Raw genomic sequence first — 18,378 nt, forward strand, 5'->3', positions numbered from 1 at the left:
TTACAGAAGAGAGCTTTTCTCACCTCACGGGCATCTGGGCGACTATCTATAAATTCTTGTAGTTCTGCGATGGCTACGCCCGCCGCAGGCATCGCAGGTTGTAGATGCTGATCTATCATTGTTTGTTCTTAGACAGATATATTCCTCTGTATTATCTCGTACACTTTTTCAGAAATCAAATATGATTCCTATATCTTTTACTTTCCCAAATTTGCAACTGACTGCTAATCAGATTTTTAATGGTGCTTTGTAAGATTGCTATAGTTGTCGTAAAAATAGCAGAATTAGTTGATTTATTAATTTAAAATTTTAACTTATTGTGCTGAGTTGTATAAGTGAGTATTTTTCATTACTCACTTGTAGTACATCTCGATTAATCATTTTTAATAGATATGACAACTAGTTGGCTTTATCTCATTACTGCAATCTTGTTTGAAGTCGCCGCAACAACTTCCATGAAATTGTCTGAGGGATTTACTAGAACTATTCCTTCAGTATTAATTTTTATCTGTTATGGGATTTGCTTTAGTTTTTTGACTTTAGCTATCAAAAAAATTGAAGTCAATGTTGCTTATTCTATTGGATCAGGTTTAGGCACAGCTTTAATTGCTAGTATTGGTGTTATTTGGTTTCGTGAATCAATGTCTCTGGTTAAGTTTTTATCTATCGCTTTAATTATTGTCGGGGTAGTTGGGATAAATTCTGCCAAATAAAAAAATACCCTCGTCCATATAAAAATGGACGAGGAAGGGATAGGAGTAATCAACGAGGACTTTCTGGTATGTTTGTCCTTTTCAAGATGAAGAAGTTTGATGATGATCGCTACAATAAAAACAGCAGCAACCTCTAACAAGAGAGAACGAAATAAGCAACCAACCTAAATTCCGTCCGTTACATTTTTAGTGTAGTAAAAGTTGGTTTATCAAGCCCGCAAGTTATTTCCCATTTATAATTTAGCAGCGATATTCAGGTATGTGTAGCCAAGTTGGCATTTTTTGCTTTATTGCAAAGTTCCGCGTTTGATTTGTTCGCTTTCAATGGCTTCAAATAAAGCCCGAAAATTACCTTCACCAAAACCTTGAGCTTGGAAACGCCGTTCAATAAACTCAAAGAAAAACGTCGGCTGTTCAAATATGGGTTGGGTAAAAATTTGCAGCAATAGTGCGTTTTGGCTATTAACTTGCCAATCCACTAAAATTTCTTGTTGAGCGATCGCATCTAGTTCTAAAGGCGATAAAGGAAATTCTGGCCGCTTTTTTAGCTGCGAGTAATAAGTCTGCGGAACCGATAGTAAAGATAAACCACGACTACGTAATTGAGCGATCGCACTGATCAGGTTTGATGTTCGCAAGGCGATGTGTTGAATCCCTGCGCCACGATTCACATCCAAAAACTCTTGTATTTGAGAATTACTCGAAGCTGGCTCATTAATGGGTAATTGTACACTTCTATTGTGAGAAACCAGCACTTGGCTGTACAACGCAGAGCGATCGGTTTTAATTTTAAATGTTTGTTGTGGTTGCAAATCTAGGACGTTTTTGTACCAAGCCACAGCAGGCTCTAAATCACCGACTGGTACATTTAAAACGATATGGTCGATCGTCGTAAAAATGGGGCGATTGCGTACTTCCCTTTTCTCATCCGCTTTTTTTTCTATCAAGGTATGAGTCATTCCACCCCACGCCGCAATTTTGCCGCACTTACAGCCAGTATATTGTTGGATGGGTTCTAAGATTGTAGCTCCCTGTGCTGCTGCTTGTGCGATCGCTGTTTCTACATCTTGGACAGTAAAAGTGATATCTGCTACACCAGGAGGATGCTGACGCAGAAACTCCGCTACAGGACTTGTGGGTAATAACGGTGAAGACAACAAAAAACAGACAGCACCACTCTGCACCATTTCGGTACAGGTGTGAGATGAACTAATCTCACTACTGACGGCGCTAAACCCAAGATAGTATACAAACCAATTCCGCCAAGCTGTGGCATTGTCTACATAGAAGTGAATAGAAGAAATTTCCATAAATCCTGAAAATCTAGCACTAAAGCTTATCTATGTGTAAATTCTGCCTTTTTTGCTAGATTATCAAGTCCTTCTTCAGCAATAATTATGTCAGCATCCTACATCATTACACCTATATAAGCAAGGGTTTGGGTAGGAGTTTATTTAACTGCTATGTCCCATCCTTTTGGAGTTTGCCTGAGTTGAAAGGAATTACATGACTGCAAAAATTTAATAAAATTACCACTCAATTGCAAACTTTTGATTTGTTCAGTAATTGGTTTACCATACTCTTGCTTAAACTCACCACTTAAAAGTCCAATATTAATGTAACTTCCAGGAGAGTGAATGGTTAATTTATGAATAATATTTGTAAGTGCGTGTTCTAAATCTACCTTGTTAGCTAATGGCAGATTGACAGAACTTACAACAACATCATTTTTGTCTAAATTAATTTCAAATAATGTGATATACATTGCGGAATCTGGCTCAATTTGATGAATCACAAATTCCGCAGGATAGTTAACAAATATTTCTCTGGCTTTCTTTCCAGGAAAGTATTTAGCAGCCACCTGACTGATAGTTATTTTATACTTATTTTTATAATTTTGTGAAATAATATCTAACTTAATCCAACAACTATGATTACGTTTTTGTTCGGCTTTGATTAACTCTTTGATTTGTAGAATAAATTGGGCAATCGCCGGGATTTCAGGCGCAGATTTCACAAGTTGACCTGTATAACTATTCAATACGGCAATATCTTCAGCTTGTTTACTCACTTGATATACTGTTAAACCATATTGCTGTAGATGGTTGCAGAGGTTAGTCATCACTTTATCTGAAGAACAAACTAAAACTTCTCTAGCTTTTGGGTATCGTTCGTGAATAGATGAACCAAAGGCGATCATTTTCCCATCAGCATTATCCTTACCCACAGGAACGTGAATCAAATCGTAACCACGTCCATGCAACTCTACATCTAGTTTGCCCATGCTACACCAATTGGCAAAGGCGATTTTAATTTGAATCGGACAGGTACAAACTGTTGTTAAAAATTTTTCAGTTTCAGGGTTAAGTTGTAAATTTTCTGCATCTAATAGTAAAACCGCTATCCCGGTTTTGCTAACAGTAGGTTCAGATGGCTGAATGTTGGTGATACTACCTGAGCCATTTAACTCAGTTGTTTTGGCATAGCTCATAAATTACCACAAGCAATGTGGCTTAGATTACTAAAATATTTCCAAGCCAGTAAATTACCCATGTTATATCTGGGTCACAAACTATGTGATAACCGTAAAACTGCCTAAAATAAATATTCTATTTGTTCAATTTTTGTAATAGTTTATTTGCCGCAAGCAAGACGAGCTAACACATATTCACGAGTGCGTGTATCAAGAGCGTTAGAAAAAATTTTTTTTGTAAGTCCAAATTCTACCATTTGACCAATGCGATTTTCATTTGTGTGGAAAAAAGCAGTGAAATCAGATATGCGCGTGACTTGCTGCAAATTATGACTGACAATCACCATTGTTAATTCCGATCGCAAACGCAAACTCTGAATTAAACCTTCTACTTTTGTAGTTGCCATCGGATCAAGTCCAAAGCAAGGTTCATCCATGAGAATGACTTTGGGTTTGACAGCTAAAGCACGCGCTATACAGAGTCGCTGCTGTTGACCGCCAGAAAGCTCTAAAGCGGATTTATGCAGTTTATTTTTTACTTCATCCCAAAGATCAGCGTCTTTGATGGCAGCTTCGACAATTTGATCCAATTCTACTTTCGGTCGCCATCCTAATATTTTTACCCCGTATGCAACATTATCGTAAACGCTCATGGGGAAAAGATTTGGTTTAGGCAGTACTATACTGACTTGGCGGCGTAATCTATTTAAATTGACTCGACGTTCATAAATATTTTGATTGTAAAATTCTACTCTCCCTTCAACCCGCACTTCGGCTTCTAATTCATTCATCCGATTCAGGGATTTTATAAAAGTAGACTTACCACAACCACTAGGGCCAATAATTGCGGTTACTTTATCCTGGTAAATATCCATTGACACCCCTTCCAGGATTTTTTGGGTGTTGTAGTAAAGGCTGAGATTTTTAACTTTGATTGCTGGAATTAGCTTATTCATGCTAGAAAATCGTGTGTGTATAGATATTGACTAAACGCAATCATAAAAATCCGTGGCTCTGTATTACTACGATGATTTCAACACTGGAAGTTAATGTTCTTCAATTCGGTTAAACAGCAAATATGCTGATATTAGATACCTGTTTAAGAGTAAGGTAAAAAATTATCGCTCTCTTCAATATTTATTGTAAAATACGATACCACATTTTCTTACAATTTTTTAGGTTTTTATTGATGTATTTGTGAATTTTTCGGATTAATTTAAAACATTTCCATCAATAAATAATGCCTAGACATGTTAATACTCTTGATATCAAAAAGAATATGTTTATTTTTTAAAATTTAAATAAATTTGCCGTAATATTTTACTAACTCTTTAAGTAAAATATGAGTTTGTAGTATTTACTCTATAAATAGAAAGGGTGCGATCGCTACAACACTGAGACTGAAATATAGATAATACAATTCATGCCAGAAGACAGAAAGAATATCAACATTAGTGCTGTTTCTAACTGCATAGTTAGTTTTGTTATGCTCTACCGATTTAATTAATCATTAGCAAATTGGCAGATACCTTAACATATTATACTTTAAAATAAATATATACTTAAGCAAGTGTACAAAATTAAAGTATATTTTATAACTATAAATAAAAAATACTCTAATAACTGATTTTCAGTGGTTAATGAAGACACAAAAATAATGATAAATATCGTTTTTTCAGCAAATATCAGGTCAATAATCATCTCTCGATAGATACTTAAACTTATCGCTGCTTAACAGCATGATCATAATCAAAAATATGATTAAAGCTTAACCACTTTATAATCAAAAATTAATTTTTTTATTACCTCAGTAAGTCATTTTTGTTACAGTGATGGGCAAAGTGTTCACTGGTTATTAACCTGATCAATTTCCTAGCCCTTTGGAGTCACAGAGCATCAGACAGAAGAGGAGCATTGTTGTGAGTAAAATGAGCTTGAAGCTAAATAACTGGATAGTACTCTGTGATAGGACTTTCAATGGTAGACGTTACTTTAATTAATAAAGCTTGGTAATTTCTTAATCACTTATTTACCTATTGTTAACTTGATTTCAATAATTAAATAATACAAGTCTTTGTATAGCTGCAATTACTACAAGAGCTATTCCTAAAACTACGGAGTAATATGACTTTTTCCACCACCACTTTGTACCAAGTATTTACTACCTCAGTCGTAGCATCTGCTGTTGCATTTAGTCCTGTTTTGACAGCGATTGCTCAGGCTCAAACTCTCAACGGTGCAGGCGCAACTTTTCCCGCTCCACTTTATGAAAGATATGCCCGTGAAGTTAGAAAGAAGTATCCAGATTTAAAAATTAACTATCAAGGAATCGGTAGTAGTGGTGGAATTCGTCAAGTCACTGCTGGCACTGTTGACTTTGGTGGTAGTGATTCAGCCATGAAAGATCAAGAAATCGCTAAAGTCAAAAGAGGTGTAATATTAGTACCTACTGCTGGCGGTGCAGTTTCAGTAGTTTATAATATTCCAGGTGTTAGCAATCTTAAATTATCTCGTGCTACACTGCCAGCTATTTTTTCTGGTCAAATCACCAATTGGAATGACGCTAAAATCAAAGCTGATAACCCTGGTGCAAATTTACCAAATCAGCCAATTAAATTTGTAGTCCGTGCAGATGGTAGTGGTACAACTTTTATTTTCACCAACCACCTAAGTAGCATTAGCGGTTATTTTAAAGGCAGAGTTGGTACTGGCAATGCTCCTGAATGGACTTTGTCAAATGTCCTCAAAGGCAAAGGTAATCCAGGCGTAGCTTCTTTAGTAGCTCGTACTCCTGGCTCTATTGGTTATGTAGAATATTCTTACGCTGTCAAAAATAAACTGAATTCAGCACAATTACAAAACAAAAAAGGAGAATTTGTTTCTCCTTCTTTGCAATCTGCTAATGCAGCTTTATCATCTGTGAAATTTCCTGATAACTATCGGGTATTTGTAGGAGATCCAGGACAAGGTTATCCTATTGTAGGTCTTACCTGGATGATGATTTACAAACAGTATCCTACTGCCGCTAAAGCAGATGCTGTCAAGAAATGGATTAATTGGGTACTCAAAGATGGTCAACAATATAATGATGATCTGAACTACACAAAAATTCCCTCCGATGTTGTAAATCGGGTACTGGAAACAGTAAATAGCAGTGTTAAATAAACTCTAATCTGTGCATAAGTGGAGTGATTAAAATTTCACCCTACTATACCAGTATTAGAATTAGATCATTCAAGAAGAACGATATCCCCGACTTCTTAAAGAAGTCGGGGATTAGACTTACCGATGTTTACAAATAAACTAGTATTGGCATTTTATTTAGTATAGTTAAATTACTGATTTTTTATGGCAAATTTATCTGAAACAGATGAAAATAACTCTTTTACTCAACCTAAACTAACAGGTAACAGCGGTATAAACTTTTTGTTTGATCAAGGATTTACGCGGTTAATATATACTTTTGCCACGATTACCGTTGCCGTATTATTTATCATGAGTTGGGTAATTTACCAACAAGCTAAACCAGCAGTTGAGGAATTTGGCTTCGGTTTTTTGTGGAATCAAACTTGGAATACTGGAAACCAAGTTTTTGGTGCATTGCCATATATTTACGGAACTTTAGTTAGTAGCACGATCGCCATTTTTCTGGCTGTACCAATTGGAATCCTAATTGCATTAGTAACTAGTGAAAATTTCTTGCCGATATCTGTAAAAGCAACGCTGGCATTTGTTGTGGAATTAATCGCCGCCATTCCCAGCATTATTATTGGATTATGGGGAATCTTTGTTTTTATTCCAGTTTTGGAACCTGTACAGAAATGGTTAGCTCGTAGTTTTAATTGGATACCACTATTTAAGTCAGAAGATCCGGCAGGAAGCAATATGTTGACGGCGGGAATTATTCTTGCCATTATGATTCTGCCGACAATGGCAGCTATTACTCGTGATGTCTTATTGGTTATTCCAAAAGAATTACGTAGCGCTTCAATGGCTTTGGGTAGCACCCGTTGGGAAACAATTTTTCGAGTTTTGCTCCCCTATGGATTTTCTGGAATTGTCAGTGCAGCGATGCTGGCTTTAGGTAGAGCCTTGGGCGAAACAATGGCGGTTACTTTAGTAATTGGTAACTCCGCTCAAATCAGTCTTTCCTTACTTGATCCAGCCTATACAATTCCTTCCATAATAGCCAACGAATTTCCCGAAGCTGAACCAGGATTACACATTGGCGCTTTGAGCTATTTGGGGTTGATTTTATTTGGATTGACTTTAGTTGTGAATATTTGTGCTGTATTATTGGTACGGTTAGTTGGTCAGAAAAATAGATAAGAAACTAAATAATTGAGAGACATGAGTAGTTATCAACAGTCTGAAATAGATAAATCCTTACTAGCAGCAGAATTATGTAGTCCCTTACCAACGGCTAGAAAATTATTTACTTATGCCATGAATGCGATCGCTTTCGCTGCCACTGGTTTAGCGTTAATTCCTTTACTATCTATTTTATGGGAAATTCCCAAACGGGGAATACCAGGTTTAAAACCAGACTTATTTTTCAACCCAGTAATTGACTACGGATTTGGTAATGCTATTACCGGAAGTATCACAATTGTGGCCATTGGTTCCCTATTGAGTATTCCTGTCGGGATATTAACAGGGATATTTTTAGCAGAATTTAATCAAAATAGCCCATTATCTCATTTTGTTCGCTTTATCGCTAAAATCATGACGGGTGTGCCTTCAATTATTGTAGGTATGTTTGCTTATGGTGTAATTGTTTTAGTCACCAAAGGATTTAGTGCGATCGCAGGTGGTTTTGCTTTAGCCGTATTGATATTACCCATAGTCATTCTCACCACAGAAGCAGCCTTAAAACTAGTTCCTATAGATCAACGTCTTGCAGCCGCAGCCTTAGGAAGTACCCGTTTTCAAACCACTCTTCGCATCGTTGTTAATTCTGCCATACCCGGAATTACTACAGGTATTTTACTCGGCGTAGCTCGTGCATCTGGTGAAACAGCACCCCTAATATTCACAGCATTGTCCAGTTTAGATTGGTCATCTGGATTATTAAGTCCTACGGCTTCTCTACCAGTGTTAATTTTTAATCTCTATAACGATCCAGATCCGCAAAAAAGCCAATTGGTTTGGACTGCTGCTATGGTCTTACTCAGCTTAGTTTTTTGTATTAGTCTGTTTTCGCGCTTAGTTATAAGTAAGAGCAAGATTAAATAAAAACATAGTTTCATTGATATCTATTGTGCCATTTAAGTAAATATGAATAACTTAATTCCCGCTATACAAGTTAAAAACCTGAGCTTTTATTACGCTACTTCCAAAGCTATTGAAGGGATATCAATAGATATTTATCAAAACCAAGTCACTGCAATTATTGGGCCTAGTGGTTGTGGTAAGTCTACTTTTATCAAAACCCTGAATCGCATTAGCGAATTAGAAGGTTCGGTAAAGGTGGAAGGAACAGTAGAGTTTTTTGGTCAGAATATTTATGATCCGCGGATTAACCTAAATCGCTTGCGTCGTCAAATTGGGATGGTGTTTCAAAAACCCAACCCTTTTCCTCTGAGCATTTATGAAAATGTAGCCTATGGTATCAGAATAGATGGTAGGCGATCGCAAACAGAATTAGATGAAATTGTTGAATCCGCCTTGAAGGGTGCAGCCCTTTGGAATGAAGTAAAAGATAAGTTAGATAAATCTGCTTTGGGACTTTCAGGCGGCCAACAACAGCGGCTCTGCATTGCTCGTGCTTTAGCTATCCAACCAAAAGTTCTGTTAATGGATGAACCTTGTTCAGCGCTTGATCCCATAGCTACCATGAAAGTTGAAGAACTGATTCATAGTTTGCGATCAGAATTAACAATTGCAATCGTCACCCATAATATGCAGCAAGCAGCTCGCGTCTCTGATTTTACAGCTTTCTTTAGCACCGATGAGAGTCGTATTGGTCAAATGGTTGAATTTGGTACTACAAGTCAAATATTTAATAGTCCCCTAGACGCTCGTACTCATGACTATGTTTCAGGGCGTTTCGGTTAAATTAAATTCTTAACTTTGATTTCAAAAACCAATTTCATTTGTGAAAATCGAGAGGTTCAGATTGCTGACTGCTTTGAGAAGTCAGGGATATTATTGTTCACGAATCATTCAGGACTGCTATATTAAAGTTATTTTTAGCTGTATTCTCAAACCTAAAAAAATGAGTTTTAGAGACTGGGTAACCAGGGTGCTTATAATTTCTCTAATGTTCACAGCTTTAAGTGTGGCACTCTTGGCTGGAAAAATAAATCAATCACAAATTACCACAATAACGCCATCAAATCAAGAAATTAGTACAAATTGGAGTGAATATCCCCAGGCACAATTACAATCATCAAAAAACCAAGATAAACAATCTTCAGATAAGACGCAGCAAACCGCAGGAAGATACAGAACTACTCAGGCTTTTGCTAGATATCAACCTCGTTATGAAATTGCAGCGATAGATCCGAGCAATTATGGCGATCGCTATACTAAAGATATTAATGGTGTACCTATCAATAATCAACCAATAATCGTACTACATGAAACTGGTTATTCTGCCACCAGCGCAATTAATTTCTTTCAAACTCCCCATACAGATGAAAGTGTGCAAGCGAGTTATCATACATTAATCAAGCTAGACGGGACTGTTGTTTATTTAGTCCCTCCAGAAAAGCGAGCCTTTGGCGCAGCTAATTCAGTATTTGAAAGTGTTAATGGTGCAGAAACTGTGCAGACTAATCGTGGTTTACCGCCATCTGTAAATAATTTTGCTTATCACGTTTCTTTAGAAACACCACCGGATGGACGCGGTGATAATTACATTAAAGCTCATAGCGGCTACACGCAAGAGCAATATCATTCTCTAGCTTGGTTAATTGCTCAAAGTCAAATTCCAGAGTATCGCATCACTACCCATCAAGAAGTAGACCGTTCCAATCAAAGAATTGACCCAGTAAGTTTTGATTTTGAGAAATTCTTGAATTTACTCAATACCTATCGTCAAATCAACCCAGTTTATCGAGCGCAGGGATAATAAACAAGTCAAAAGTAGGAATTTAGAATTTAGTTAAAGAAGCTTGTCAACAGCGCCGCTAAACTGCTCGTAAGGTGAAACTCCAACGATTTTTTCGGCTAACTCACCATCTTTGAAGATTAAAACGGCGGGAATGCTGCGAAGACTAAATTTTTTGAACATTGGTTTGTTGTTATCTACGTCTACTTTAACGACCTTGACGCGTCCTTTGTATTCCTCTGCAAGTTGCTCCATTAATGGACTGATAAGGCGACACGGGCCACACCAAGTAGCAGTAAAGTCAACAACAAGAACTTTTTCTTCAGTTAACAAAACATCAAATTCACTTTCTTGAATGTAAGCAACTGTACCAGTTTCGGTAGACATTTTTTAATTCCTCAATATCAAACTAAAATTTTAATAACTAAGTGACTATAGAGAGTATATAGTACAAGCGATCGCAAAATACATTACTCAAAATCACTATTATTGATTGCAGCAATATTAAACAATATGCCTACAGGCACTCTTACACATATCTTATTTAATCACTGGCAGTATACACTGCAATCTTTTGGGGTTGATCAATTAGAGGTGAAAACAACTTTTGCTCAGTTAGTTGAGGCATATTCTACGGCTGGTCGCTACTATCATACACTGCAACACATTCATTACGTCTTAAATAAAATTCAGATTTTGCAAGCTCATACCAAAGATTTACTTGCTGTACAGCTTGCAGCTTGGTTTCATGATGTAGTTTATGATACTCATTCTCAAGATAATGAAGAAAGAAGCGCTGAATATGCTTGTCAGTTATTAAATAGTTTGAAAATTCCTATGAGCCAGATAACAACTGTTAAGCGTCTCATCCTAAATACCAAATATCACCAAGCAAGTGAAGATGATATTGATAGCCAAATTTTATTAGATGCTGATTTGGCAATTTTAGCGGCTGCTTCAGTTGATTATCAAGAATATGCTAATGCTATCCGTCAAGAATATGCTTGGGTGGCAGAAACTGAATATATTAAAGGTCGCAAGCAAGTTCTAGAAAAATTTTTACAAAGACAGCGTATGTATTTTACGCCTTTCATGTTTGAGGTTGCAGAACAATCTGCCAGAGCTAATCTGCAAGCAGAAATTCAAAGTCTTTCTTGTACTTCTGTACCTCACAAAATTTAAATCTGCTGTAAATACCAGCATCGCACTATGTATTTATAGCAAAATGCACTTAGGTTAGGAAATTTTAAAAGCTAAATGCCAGGAATAGTAAGGCTTTTACCTCCTACCTCCTACTTTCTGCCTCCTGTCTTCTGCCATAGATGTTAGTTTCATCTGCACAAAGGGATTAATAGGTCAAGGGAACTTCACAAACCCTTCACTTAATAGCCGATTAGTACGGTGTGAGATGAAACACATAAAAACTCGTTCTTTAGCTCATTTGAGTAAAGTTATTGTTGCTGCAACCTCTGTAGCAATGTTTTCTCCAATTATTTCAGCATACGCAGCTCCTCGATTCTCTACCACCGTCGCACAAACACCTGTTAACTCCACAAGTCAACAACTGTTAGCCGATGAGTTAGCCAGTAATGAATCAGCCTTGCCAGAACCCGTCAAAGTTGCTGTTTTACAGGATATTTCCGGCCGCACAGGCTCGGAAATTTCAGGTTTACGTGTCGTTAAAGCTCAACAGCAAACTTGGTCTGATGGCTGTTTGGGTTTAAAAGCCGAAGAAAATTGCTCTCAATCTATAGTACCTGGTTGGCATGTAGTAGTTGCCAACACAGAGCAAGTTTGGGTATATCGCACTGATAAGTCTGGACGTGTCGCCAAACTAGATGAAGAGTCTACCAAGACTATTACAGCTGCGATCGCCCGTCGAGAAACTACCACACGTCAAACCAGCAGCACTACTGCTACCCGACGAACAGTAGTTGCCCAACGCAGCACCCAAGTCAGTGCAGCTAGTAGAGCAGTCAAAGGGAAAAAGACAGGTTTTAGCCTGGCCATTTTGCAACCATCTGGTAACTTTTCGGAAGTAATTGCCCGCGTTTCCTTGAAATCTAAACGTAACAAAGGCTACTTAAAAGAAAGGTTTTTGGGTGATTACAAATATAAAGTTAAGCACAAGGCGAAATTTACTAAAGGCATTAAAGCAGGCGATCGCGTCGTCGTCAGATTATACGATACTCAAAACCGCTTTGTTGGCTACAGCGAATTTGAATGTTTGCCAGCATTCAGCAGTGTTAACCTGATTTTGTCTGCTAATCCTAGTGAATATCAAGTTGTCCGCACTGTATATGGAGTCGATGCTAATGAAGACGGCACAATTGACTCAGGTACTAGCAGCTATGACTACTTCACTCAAGTCAGTGACCAACGAGTAACTTTCCTTAGCAGTTCCCAAACTGTTAAAGTTAGCCAGTTCCAGACAGAAGGCTTCTCATCAGTTGCGACAAATAGCGTCTATCCCACCTCCTTTAGCAGTGGTCAATTCGCTTTAGTTCGTCAAACAATTAGCAGCTTCAGTTACAACTTGGCAGAAGCTTTAAAAGCTGAACCCGGTCGCTTAGTAGAACTCAATGAAGTCAGTGATGACGATAGTTCTACATATGATATTGGTCAGATGATGATGAGTTACCGGGCAATCGGCGTAGCCCAAGGTATCCAAACTAAATTTAGCGATGTTTCGACCAACCACTGGGCTGGTGACTTTATTGCAGAGTTGGCAGCTTTGCAAGTTATTCAAGGCTTTCCTGATGGTACTTTCCGCCCTGACGAACAGGTAACTCGCGCCCAATTTGCGGCGATGATTAGCCAAGCCTTTGAAAAAGTAAACATTCGTCAGGCAGTTAGTTTTAGAGACGTATCTACTAAATATTGGGCTTACGGTGCTATCCGCGAAGCTTATTCTAGAGGCTTTTTAGGAGTTTCTGGTAATAATTTCAACCCCACTCAAGCCTTATCTCGTCTGGAAGTTCTGTTATCGTTAGCACGAGGGCTAAACTACACCTTTAGCGGTTCCACAGAGTCAATTTTGACCGCTTACTCTGATGCTGCAACTATTCGTAGCGATGTGCGTAATGCGATCGCAGCACTCACAGAACGAGGTATTGTTGTCAATTATCCCAATGTCCAGACTCTCAATGCTGACAAAGTAGCAACCAGATCAGAAGTTTGCGCTTTGATATACAAAGCATTGGTTAGCGCTGGCGAAGTAGCAGATATATCGTCTCAATACAACGTTCAACAAACAGAGACAGAACAATCTGTTGATGACGACGATGACGATGACGATGATGATAAAAAAGTCCGTCGCCGTGATGATGATGACGATGACGATGACGACGACGATGATGATGATGATGACAAAAAACGTCGTCGCAATTGTAACCAAGGAATTGGTAACGGTTCTGAGGGTTGTGACCCCGGTAATTCTCGCCCCCACGGTGGTAGTAATGACGAAGGTGGTAGAACTCCCGGTAGAAGGTAACACCAAAGTTTAGTAGAAACGCTATTCATCGTCTCTACTAATGCACAGTAGGATAAAAATCAAAGGTAAAAGTCATGTATGACTTTTACCTTCTTTTTTGCATAGATTTCATGTAATCCCAATTCAAAAAATATTTAATTTGGATTATTTTGGATATAAATATCCCTAATTGGGAAAGGAATTGAAATGCCTAATTCCTGATAACGTTTGTGTAATTTCTTGACAAATAGATGTTTACCTATCCTCTGGTCAAAGTATTCGCTTACTCGCATGTAAAGAGTAAAATCTATACTAAAATCTCCAAAGGTATGAAATCTAATGTATGGCTCATTGGCGATTAGTTCAGGTGCAATCTCTCGCATCACTTCTTTAGCAACTTCTACAGTAGCTCTTTCTACTTGTTCTAAATCACTGTCGTAACTCACCCCAACATTCATCGTTAAAGTAATTTCTTTAGCAGGAAGATGATAGTTGATAAAAATTGCCGAAGCTAACTTAGAGTTAGGGACAATCACCACATTATTTGAAAGCTCTTTAATAGTAGTATTGCGCCACGTAATATCTGTCACATAACCCTCATGCCCGGCATCTAATTTTACATAATCTCCAGTTCTTACCTGTTTAGAAATAATTAAATAAAAACCAGAAAATAAATTTGCTAGTGTATCTTGTAGCGCCAAACCAACGGCAATACCACCAATTCCTAAAGTTGTAACTATCGGTGTGATTTCCACACCTACTGTTTGTAGTATGATTAATGTACCTAAAACTAAAACAGCAGCTTTGGCAAGATTAGAAATTAGTGAAGTTGAAACCCCTTCAGTTTTCCGAATAAATATATTTACAAAACCAGCAGTCAGCCTTGACAAAACTAAAGTGACTGAAAACAGAAAAATAATTGTGATGATTTTTTGCAGAACAATCTTTAAGTCTGGATTAATATTAGGAGAAGCAGCAACTAAAGCTGATGAAAAACCAGACAAGACAAACCAAATAAAAGTTACGCGATGTAAAGCTTGGAAAATTATCCTACTTCCAGGAATATTTTTCTGAATAAGGATTTTTTTTAATTTTTGAAACAGAAATTTTTCACATATTAATCCAGTTAGCAAGCTAACTACAATAAGTGCGATTGGGAGAATCCATTGCGTCATGATTAATTTTATTTTTTATGCTTAACTACAAAAAATCAAACAACATAAGTTATTTTAATTTAATTGTGTATATTTTACCTTAGAAGGTGAAAGATTAATTAAAATTCAAAATATTTTTGAGATAATTCATCAGAAAAATCATCAATTTGCTTTGCTTTGTATATCCAAACAAGTCAATCAATTTTATTACATTGGACAGTAATAGACTATTGCTAAATCTTGTATTGTTGGTTGAAATTTACCTATGGACTTGCCAATAATTTATCATTCAAACTATGTTGCACCCTTACCTGAAGGGCATCGTTTCCCGATGTCCAAGTTCGGCAAACTGTATAAAGTATTGCTGAATGACGGTGTAGCACAAGCAGAACAGTTTCACACGCCACAACTTCCACCCCAAGAGTTGATCGAATTAGTTCATACACCAGATTACGTTAAAGCATATTGTGAGGGAACCCTAGATTTTAAAGCACAGCGCCGTATTGGATTGCCTTGGAGTCCAGCCCTAATGAATCGTACCTGTGTAGCGGTTGGTGGTACAATTCTTACGGCTCAGATGGCTTTAAGCCAGGGTTTAGCTTGCAATACTGCTGGTGGTACTCATCATGCTTTTCCCAATTATGGGTCTGGTTTTTGTATTTTCAATGATTTGGCGATCGCCTGTCGCGTTGTACAAAAACAGGGACTCGCGCAAAAAATCCTGATTGTAGATTTAGATGTCCATCAAGGAGACGGTACGGCGTTTATCTTCCAAGATGATGATAGTGTATTTACTTTCTCCATGCACTGTGAAGTAAATTTCCCAGGAACTAAGCAACAAAGCGATCTAGATGTTCCTCTACCCGTGGGTATGGAAGATGACGCTTACCTACAAACTTTGGCGAATTACTTACCAGATTTATTATCTGAGGTCAAACCAGACTTAGTATTTTATGATGCTGGCGTTGATCCGCATATAGGCGATCGCTTAGGTAAATTAGCTTTAACTGATACTGGCATTTTCCGCCGCGAAATGCAGGTTTTAAGTACCTGTGTCAGTGCAGGTTATCCCGTCGCTTGCGTCATTGGTGGGGGTTATGCTGATGACATGAATTCTCTTGTTTGGCGACATTCTTTACTGCATCGCGCCGCTAGTCAGGTTTACCATCAATTTCAACTTTAAAGAAAAAGCAGAATAATTAGTAGGGTTTTTCAACCTAATGTACTACGTGAATCTCTATACCAAGAGAGAAATAAAATTTATACTTTGGTTTTAAGTAATTTTTAAAGAATAAAGCAATTAGTTTGTCGCTATAAATTATCTGCTAAAAGATTCTTAACGTTCAGATAACGGCAATGTCAGCACAGAAAATCGTCTAATTCGATACAATTAATAGGCTGGGAGACCCAAGGAGAACTTAGTGGTGCTATTAAAAGGCTTTGAGATTGAGATGTACACTGGTACACCTCAAGGTGAAATAGTTGGTCTCTCCGATAAGATTGTCGCCGACTTGGATGGATTTATGCGGGAACCAGACAGCCGCAATGTGGAATACATAACTAATCCATCCACAAGTTACGAAAATCTCTTGTGCGCCTTGTTGCATCCTCGACGGGAGTTAAGAAAGTACCTCCAGAGTTTGGGTAACTACACTCTAATTCCGGGAAGTACCCTGTCTTTGAGTGGGGGCGATCGCTTCTTTCGTTCCGATCTCACAAATCCTTATCATGACTATATTGAGCAAACCTACGGCACAAACGTAGTCACCGCCAGTGTTCATATCAATGTAGGGATTAGCGATCCAGAAATATTAATGCGGGCCTGTCGCTTCATCCGCTTAGAAGCACCGTTGTTTCTGGCTCTAAGTGCATCATCACCCTTTTTTAATGGCAAAGCTACTGGCTATCACTCCACCCGTTGGGGTGTGTTTCCTCAAACCCCGTCCTACGTACCATTATTTGCCAGCCACGCCCATCATATTCAATGGGTAGAAGAGCAGTTGCTTGCTGGCACAATGCAAAATATCAGGCATTTATGGGTATCAGTACGACCAAATGGCGATCGCCGTCCTTATGACCTAAATCGCTTAGAACTGCGAATTTGTGATTTAGTTACAGATCCTATTGCTTTACTCGCAATTACCGCATTGTTAGAAGCGCGTTTGTTGCAGATAATAGAGAATCCCGATTTAGATCCGCTAACTCAAAGCTCCCTCTCCCCTGAAGAACTGATTGCTCTCACTACTAACAATGAAATAGCAGCCGCTAGTGCTAGTCTTGATGCCACACTGCAACATTGGCAAGATGGTAGAACCATTTTAGCCAGAGATTGGATTGCGGAATTATATCAGGAAGTTTGGGCGATCGCTAAACAACAAGGCTTTAGTTGTTTTCTCTCCCCTTTGCATAAAATCCTGCGTGAAGGCAATGAAGCCCAACAGTGGCTACAACTACATAGCGTGGGTTTCGACTCTCAGCGTGTCATTACTCAGGCTATTGTGGCGACCCAAGAACGAGAAATTGAACTAGAAGACAAATTGTGTTCTTCCTTGTTGGCTTAATTTGAAGTGTGAAGTATGAAGTATAAAGCATGAATTTTCAGCCTTCATCCTTCATAATTCAGACTTTATTGGCTATTTTTTTGTTTTAAAAAACTAATCGATGTAAACTGCTTGATAATTATTAATAAAACCTATAGATAGCCTCTATCTTTTGGTAGATTTTGTCTTGTTAACATAACTTTTTATACAATATCCAAGTTTTACGGACCATGCCGCAGGTAGTTTTAGTTAATCCCCAAATTCCCCCGAATACAGGCAATATTGCGCGTACATGCGCGGCTACAGGTACAGAATTACATTTGGTGGGGCCTTTAGGATTTGAAATTAGCGATCGCTACCTTAAAAGAGCCGGCTTAGACTACTGGCCTTATGTGAAACTGCATTATCACGACTCACTTGCAGCTTTTAAAAGCATACATCAACAACGTGGAGGCAGATGTCTAGGTTTCTCTGTTAGAGGCAGTTTTAATTACACTCAATTTCAGTTTGATCCTCATGATTGGCTAGTGTTTGGTAGCGAAACTACTGGTTTATCGCCAGAGGCGCTATCAGTTTGTGATACAACCTTGTATATTCCCATGTTTCAACCAGGGGTTCGTAGCCTAAATCTTTCGGTAAGCGTTGCTGTAGGATTGTTTGAAGCTCGCCGACAACTAGGCTATTTACTATAGTTTTTCATTAAAAATTTTATCAAGTATAAATACTTACAAAACCTGGGAATTAATTATGAATGGGATGTTCAGCAGCCGGGAATTCCATTGTAATTAAAGCTTTTTATACTAGAAATAAGGGCATTTAAGTAATATTTCTGAAAAATATTGGTCATTAGAGGGGTTTAATATAAGAAATTTATATATCAGATTTCAAAGTATTCTCAATTTAAATGATAGATTTTAGTGAATTTAATTTATCTAGTCTCAGGAAACAAAAGGCTTAAAACCCATACAGATA

Annotated in this window: 16 protein-coding genes; 11 read left to right on the forward strand and 5 right to left on the reverse strand. The window is 37.9% G+C overall.

Translation table 11 applies throughout. The features are described from left to right. The first annotated feature begins 392 nt into the window (after positions 1-392). On the forward strand, positions 393-713 hold the full coding sequence (locus tag IQ259_RS20985; RefSeq protein WP_193887934.1) for a multidrug efflux SMR transporter: 321 nt from the start codon (positions 393-395) through the stop codon (positions 711-713). A gap of 287 nt (positions 714-1,000) precedes the next feature. On the opposite strand, the gene hppD is transcribed toward IQ259_RS20985, so the two are convergent. From hppD to IQ259_RS21000, 3 genes are all read right to left on the reverse strand, one after another. Continuing rightward, positions 1,001-2,023, reverse strand: a complete 1,023-nt coding sequence (gene hppD / locus IQ259_RS20990) for a 4-hydroxyphenylpyruvate dioxygenase (RefSeq protein WP_193887935.1) — start codon at positions 2,021-2,023, stop codon at positions 1,001-1,003. Positions 2,024-2,163: 140 nt separating this feature from the next. Further along, on the reverse strand, positions 2,164-3,204 hold the full coding sequence (locus IQ259_RS20995; protein ID WP_193887936.1) for an NYN domain-containing protein: 1,041 nt from the start codon (positions 3,202-3,204) through the stop codon (positions 2,164-2,166). Positions 3,205-3,347: 143 nt separating this feature from the next. Further along, positions 3,348-4,142 (reverse strand): phosphate ABC transporter ATP-binding protein, encoded by a 795-nt coding sequence (locus IQ259_RS21000; RefSeq protein ID WP_193887937.1) that lies wholly within the window; start codon positions 4,140-4,142, stop codon positions 3,348-3,350. Positions 4,143-5,310: 1,168 nt separating this feature from the next. Between IQ259_RS21000 and pstS the strand changes: the two genes are divergently transcribed. From pstS to IQ259_RS21025, 5 genes are all read left to right on the forward strand, one after another. Then, complete coding sequence (pstS, locus tag IQ259_RS21005) at positions 5,311-6,351, forward strand: phosphate ABC transporter substrate-binding protein PstS (RefSeq protein WP_193887938.1); 1,041 nt, start codon at positions 5,311-5,313, stop codon at positions 6,349-6,351. Positions 6,352-6,534: 183 nt separating this feature from the next. Next, on the forward strand, positions 6,535-7,515 hold the full coding sequence (pstC, locus tag IQ259_RS21010; RefSeq protein WP_193887939.1) for a phosphate ABC transporter permease subunit PstC: 981 nt from the start codon (positions 6,535-6,537) through the stop codon (positions 7,513-7,515). Positions 7,516-7,536: 21 nt separating this feature from the next. Beyond that, complete coding sequence (gene pstA / locus IQ259_RS21015; protein WP_193887940.1) at positions 7,537-8,421, forward strand: phosphate ABC transporter permease PstA; 885 nt, start codon at positions 7,537-7,539, stop codon at positions 8,419-8,421. Positions 8,422-8,463: 42 nt separating this feature from the next. Continuing rightward, positions 8,464-9,243, forward strand: a complete 780-nt coding sequence (gene pstB, locus IQ259_RS21020) for a phosphate ABC transporter ATP-binding protein PstB (RefSeq protein WP_193887941.1) — start codon at positions 8,464-8,466, stop codon at positions 9,241-9,243. 160 nt (positions 9,244-9,403) lie between these two features. Then, positions 9,404-10,261: a peptidoglycan recognition family protein gene (locus IQ259_RS21025; protein WP_193887942.1), complete on the forward strand. Its 858-nt coding sequence runs from the start codon at positions 9,404-9,406 to the stop codon at positions 10,259-10,261. Positions 10,262-10,294: 33 nt separating this feature from the next. Here IQ259_RS21025 and trxA read toward each other — a convergent pair whose 3' ends face one another. Next, positions 10,295-10,627 (reverse strand): thioredoxin, encoded by a 333-nt coding sequence (gene trxA, locus IQ259_RS21030; RefSeq protein WP_193887943.1) that lies wholly within the window; start codon positions 10,625-10,627, stop codon positions 10,295-10,297. A 126-nt stretch (positions 10,628-10,753) separates the two neighbouring features. Here trxA and IQ259_RS21035 point away from each other — a divergent pair, with 126 nt between their 5' ends. Together IQ259_RS21035 and IQ259_RS21040 are read left to right on the forward strand one after the other, a co-directional pair. Then, a complete protein-coding gene (locus tag IQ259_RS21035; RefSeq protein ID WP_193887944.1) occupies positions 10,754-11,422 on the forward strand; it encodes a hypothetical protein in 669 nt (222 codons plus the stop codon). A gap of 226 nt (positions 11,423-11,648) precedes the next feature. Beyond that, positions 11,649-13,733: an S-layer homology domain-containing protein gene (locus IQ259_RS21040; RefSeq protein ID WP_193887945.1), complete on the forward strand. Its 2,085-nt coding sequence runs from the start codon at positions 11,649-11,651 to the stop codon at positions 13,731-13,733. Positions 13,734-13,867: 134 nt separating this feature from the next. Here the strand turns inward: IQ259_RS21040 and IQ259_RS21045 are convergent, their stop codons facing one another. After that, entirely contained in the window at positions 13,868-14,887 is a 1,020-nt protein-coding gene (locus tag IQ259_RS21045) for a mechanosensitive ion channel family protein (RefSeq protein ID WP_193887946.1), read from the reverse strand. 244 nt (positions 14,888-15,131) lie between these two features. Here IQ259_RS21045 and IQ259_RS21050 point away from each other — a divergent pair, with 244 nt between their 5' ends. From IQ259_RS21050 to IQ259_RS21060, 3 genes are all read left to right on the forward strand, one after another. Further along, on the forward strand, positions 15,132-16,049 hold the full coding sequence (locus tag IQ259_RS21050) for a histone deacetylase (protein WP_193887947.1): 918 nt from the start codon (positions 15,132-15,134) through the stop codon (positions 16,047-16,049). A gap of 238 nt (positions 16,050-16,287) precedes the next feature. Then, complete coding sequence (gene gshA, locus IQ259_RS21055) at positions 16,288-17,427, forward strand: glutamate--cysteine ligase (protein WP_193887948.1); 1,140 nt, start codon at positions 16,288-16,290, stop codon at positions 17,425-17,427. Positions 17,428-17,636: 209 nt separating this feature from the next. Beyond that, entirely contained in the window at positions 17,637-18,098 is a 462-nt protein-coding gene (locus IQ259_RS21060) for a tRNA (cytidine(34)-2'-O)-methyltransferase (protein ID WP_193887949.1), read from the forward strand. Positions 18,099-18,378 lie beyond the last annotated feature (280 nt).

The sequence above is a fragment of the Fortiea sp. LEGE XX443 genome (assembly GCF_015206815.1).
GTDB lineage: Bacteria > Cyanobacteriota > Cyanobacteriia > Cyanobacteriales > Nostocaceae > Nostoc_B.

Coding starts and splice junctions, on each gene's coding strand:
- IQ259_RS20985 (WP_193887934.1), top strand. CDS start 393: ATGACAACTAGTTGGCTTTATCTCATTACTGCAATCTTGTTTGAAGTC.
- hppD (WP_193887935.1), bottom strand. CDS start 2,023: ATGGAAATTTCTTCTATTCACTTCTATGTAGACAATGCCACAGCTTGG.
- IQ259_RS20995 (WP_193887936.1), bottom strand. CDS start 3,204: ATGAGCTATGCCAAAACAACTGAGTTAAATGGCTCAGGTAGTATCACC.
- IQ259_RS21000 (WP_193887937.1), bottom strand. CDS start 4,142: ATGAATAAGCTAATTCCAGCAATCAAAGTTAAAAATCTCAGCCTTTAC.
- pstS (WP_193887938.1), top strand. CDS start 5,311: ATGACTTTTTCCACCACCACTTTGTACCAAGTATTTACTACCTCAGTC.
- pstC (WP_193887939.1), top strand. CDS start 6,535: ATGGCAAATTTATCTGAAACAGATGAAAATAACTCTTTTACTCAACCT.
- pstA (WP_193887940.1), top strand. CDS start 7,537: ATGAGTAGTTATCAACAGTCTGAAATAGATAAATCCTTACTAGCAGCA.
- pstB (WP_193887941.1), top strand. CDS start 8,464: ATGAATAACTTAATTCCCGCTATACAAGTTAAAAACCTGAGCTTTTAT.
- IQ259_RS21025 (WP_193887942.1), top strand. CDS start 9,404: ATGAGTTTTAGAGACTGGGTAACCAGGGTGCTTATAATTTCTCTAATG.
- trxA (WP_193887943.1), bottom strand. CDS start 10,627: ATGTCTACCGAAACTGGTACAGTTGCTTACATTCAAGAAAGTGAATTT.
- IQ259_RS21035 (WP_193887944.1), top strand. CDS start 10,754: ATGCCTACAGGCACTCTTACACATATCTTATTTAATCACTGGCAGTAT.
- IQ259_RS21040 (WP_193887945.1), top strand. CDS start 11,649: ATGAAACACATAAAAACTCGTTCTTTAGCTCATTTGAGTAAAGTTATT.
- IQ259_RS21045 (WP_193887946.1), bottom strand. CDS start 14,887: ATGACGCAATGGATTCTCCCAATCGCACTTATTGTAGTTAGCTTGCTA.
- IQ259_RS21050 (WP_193887947.1), top strand. CDS start 15,132: ATGGACTTGCCAATAATTTATCATTCAAACTATGTTGCACCCTTACCT.
- IQ259_RS21060 (WP_193887949.1), top strand. CDS start 17,637: ATGCCGCAGGTAGTTTTAGTTAATCCCCAAATTCCCCCGAATACAGGC.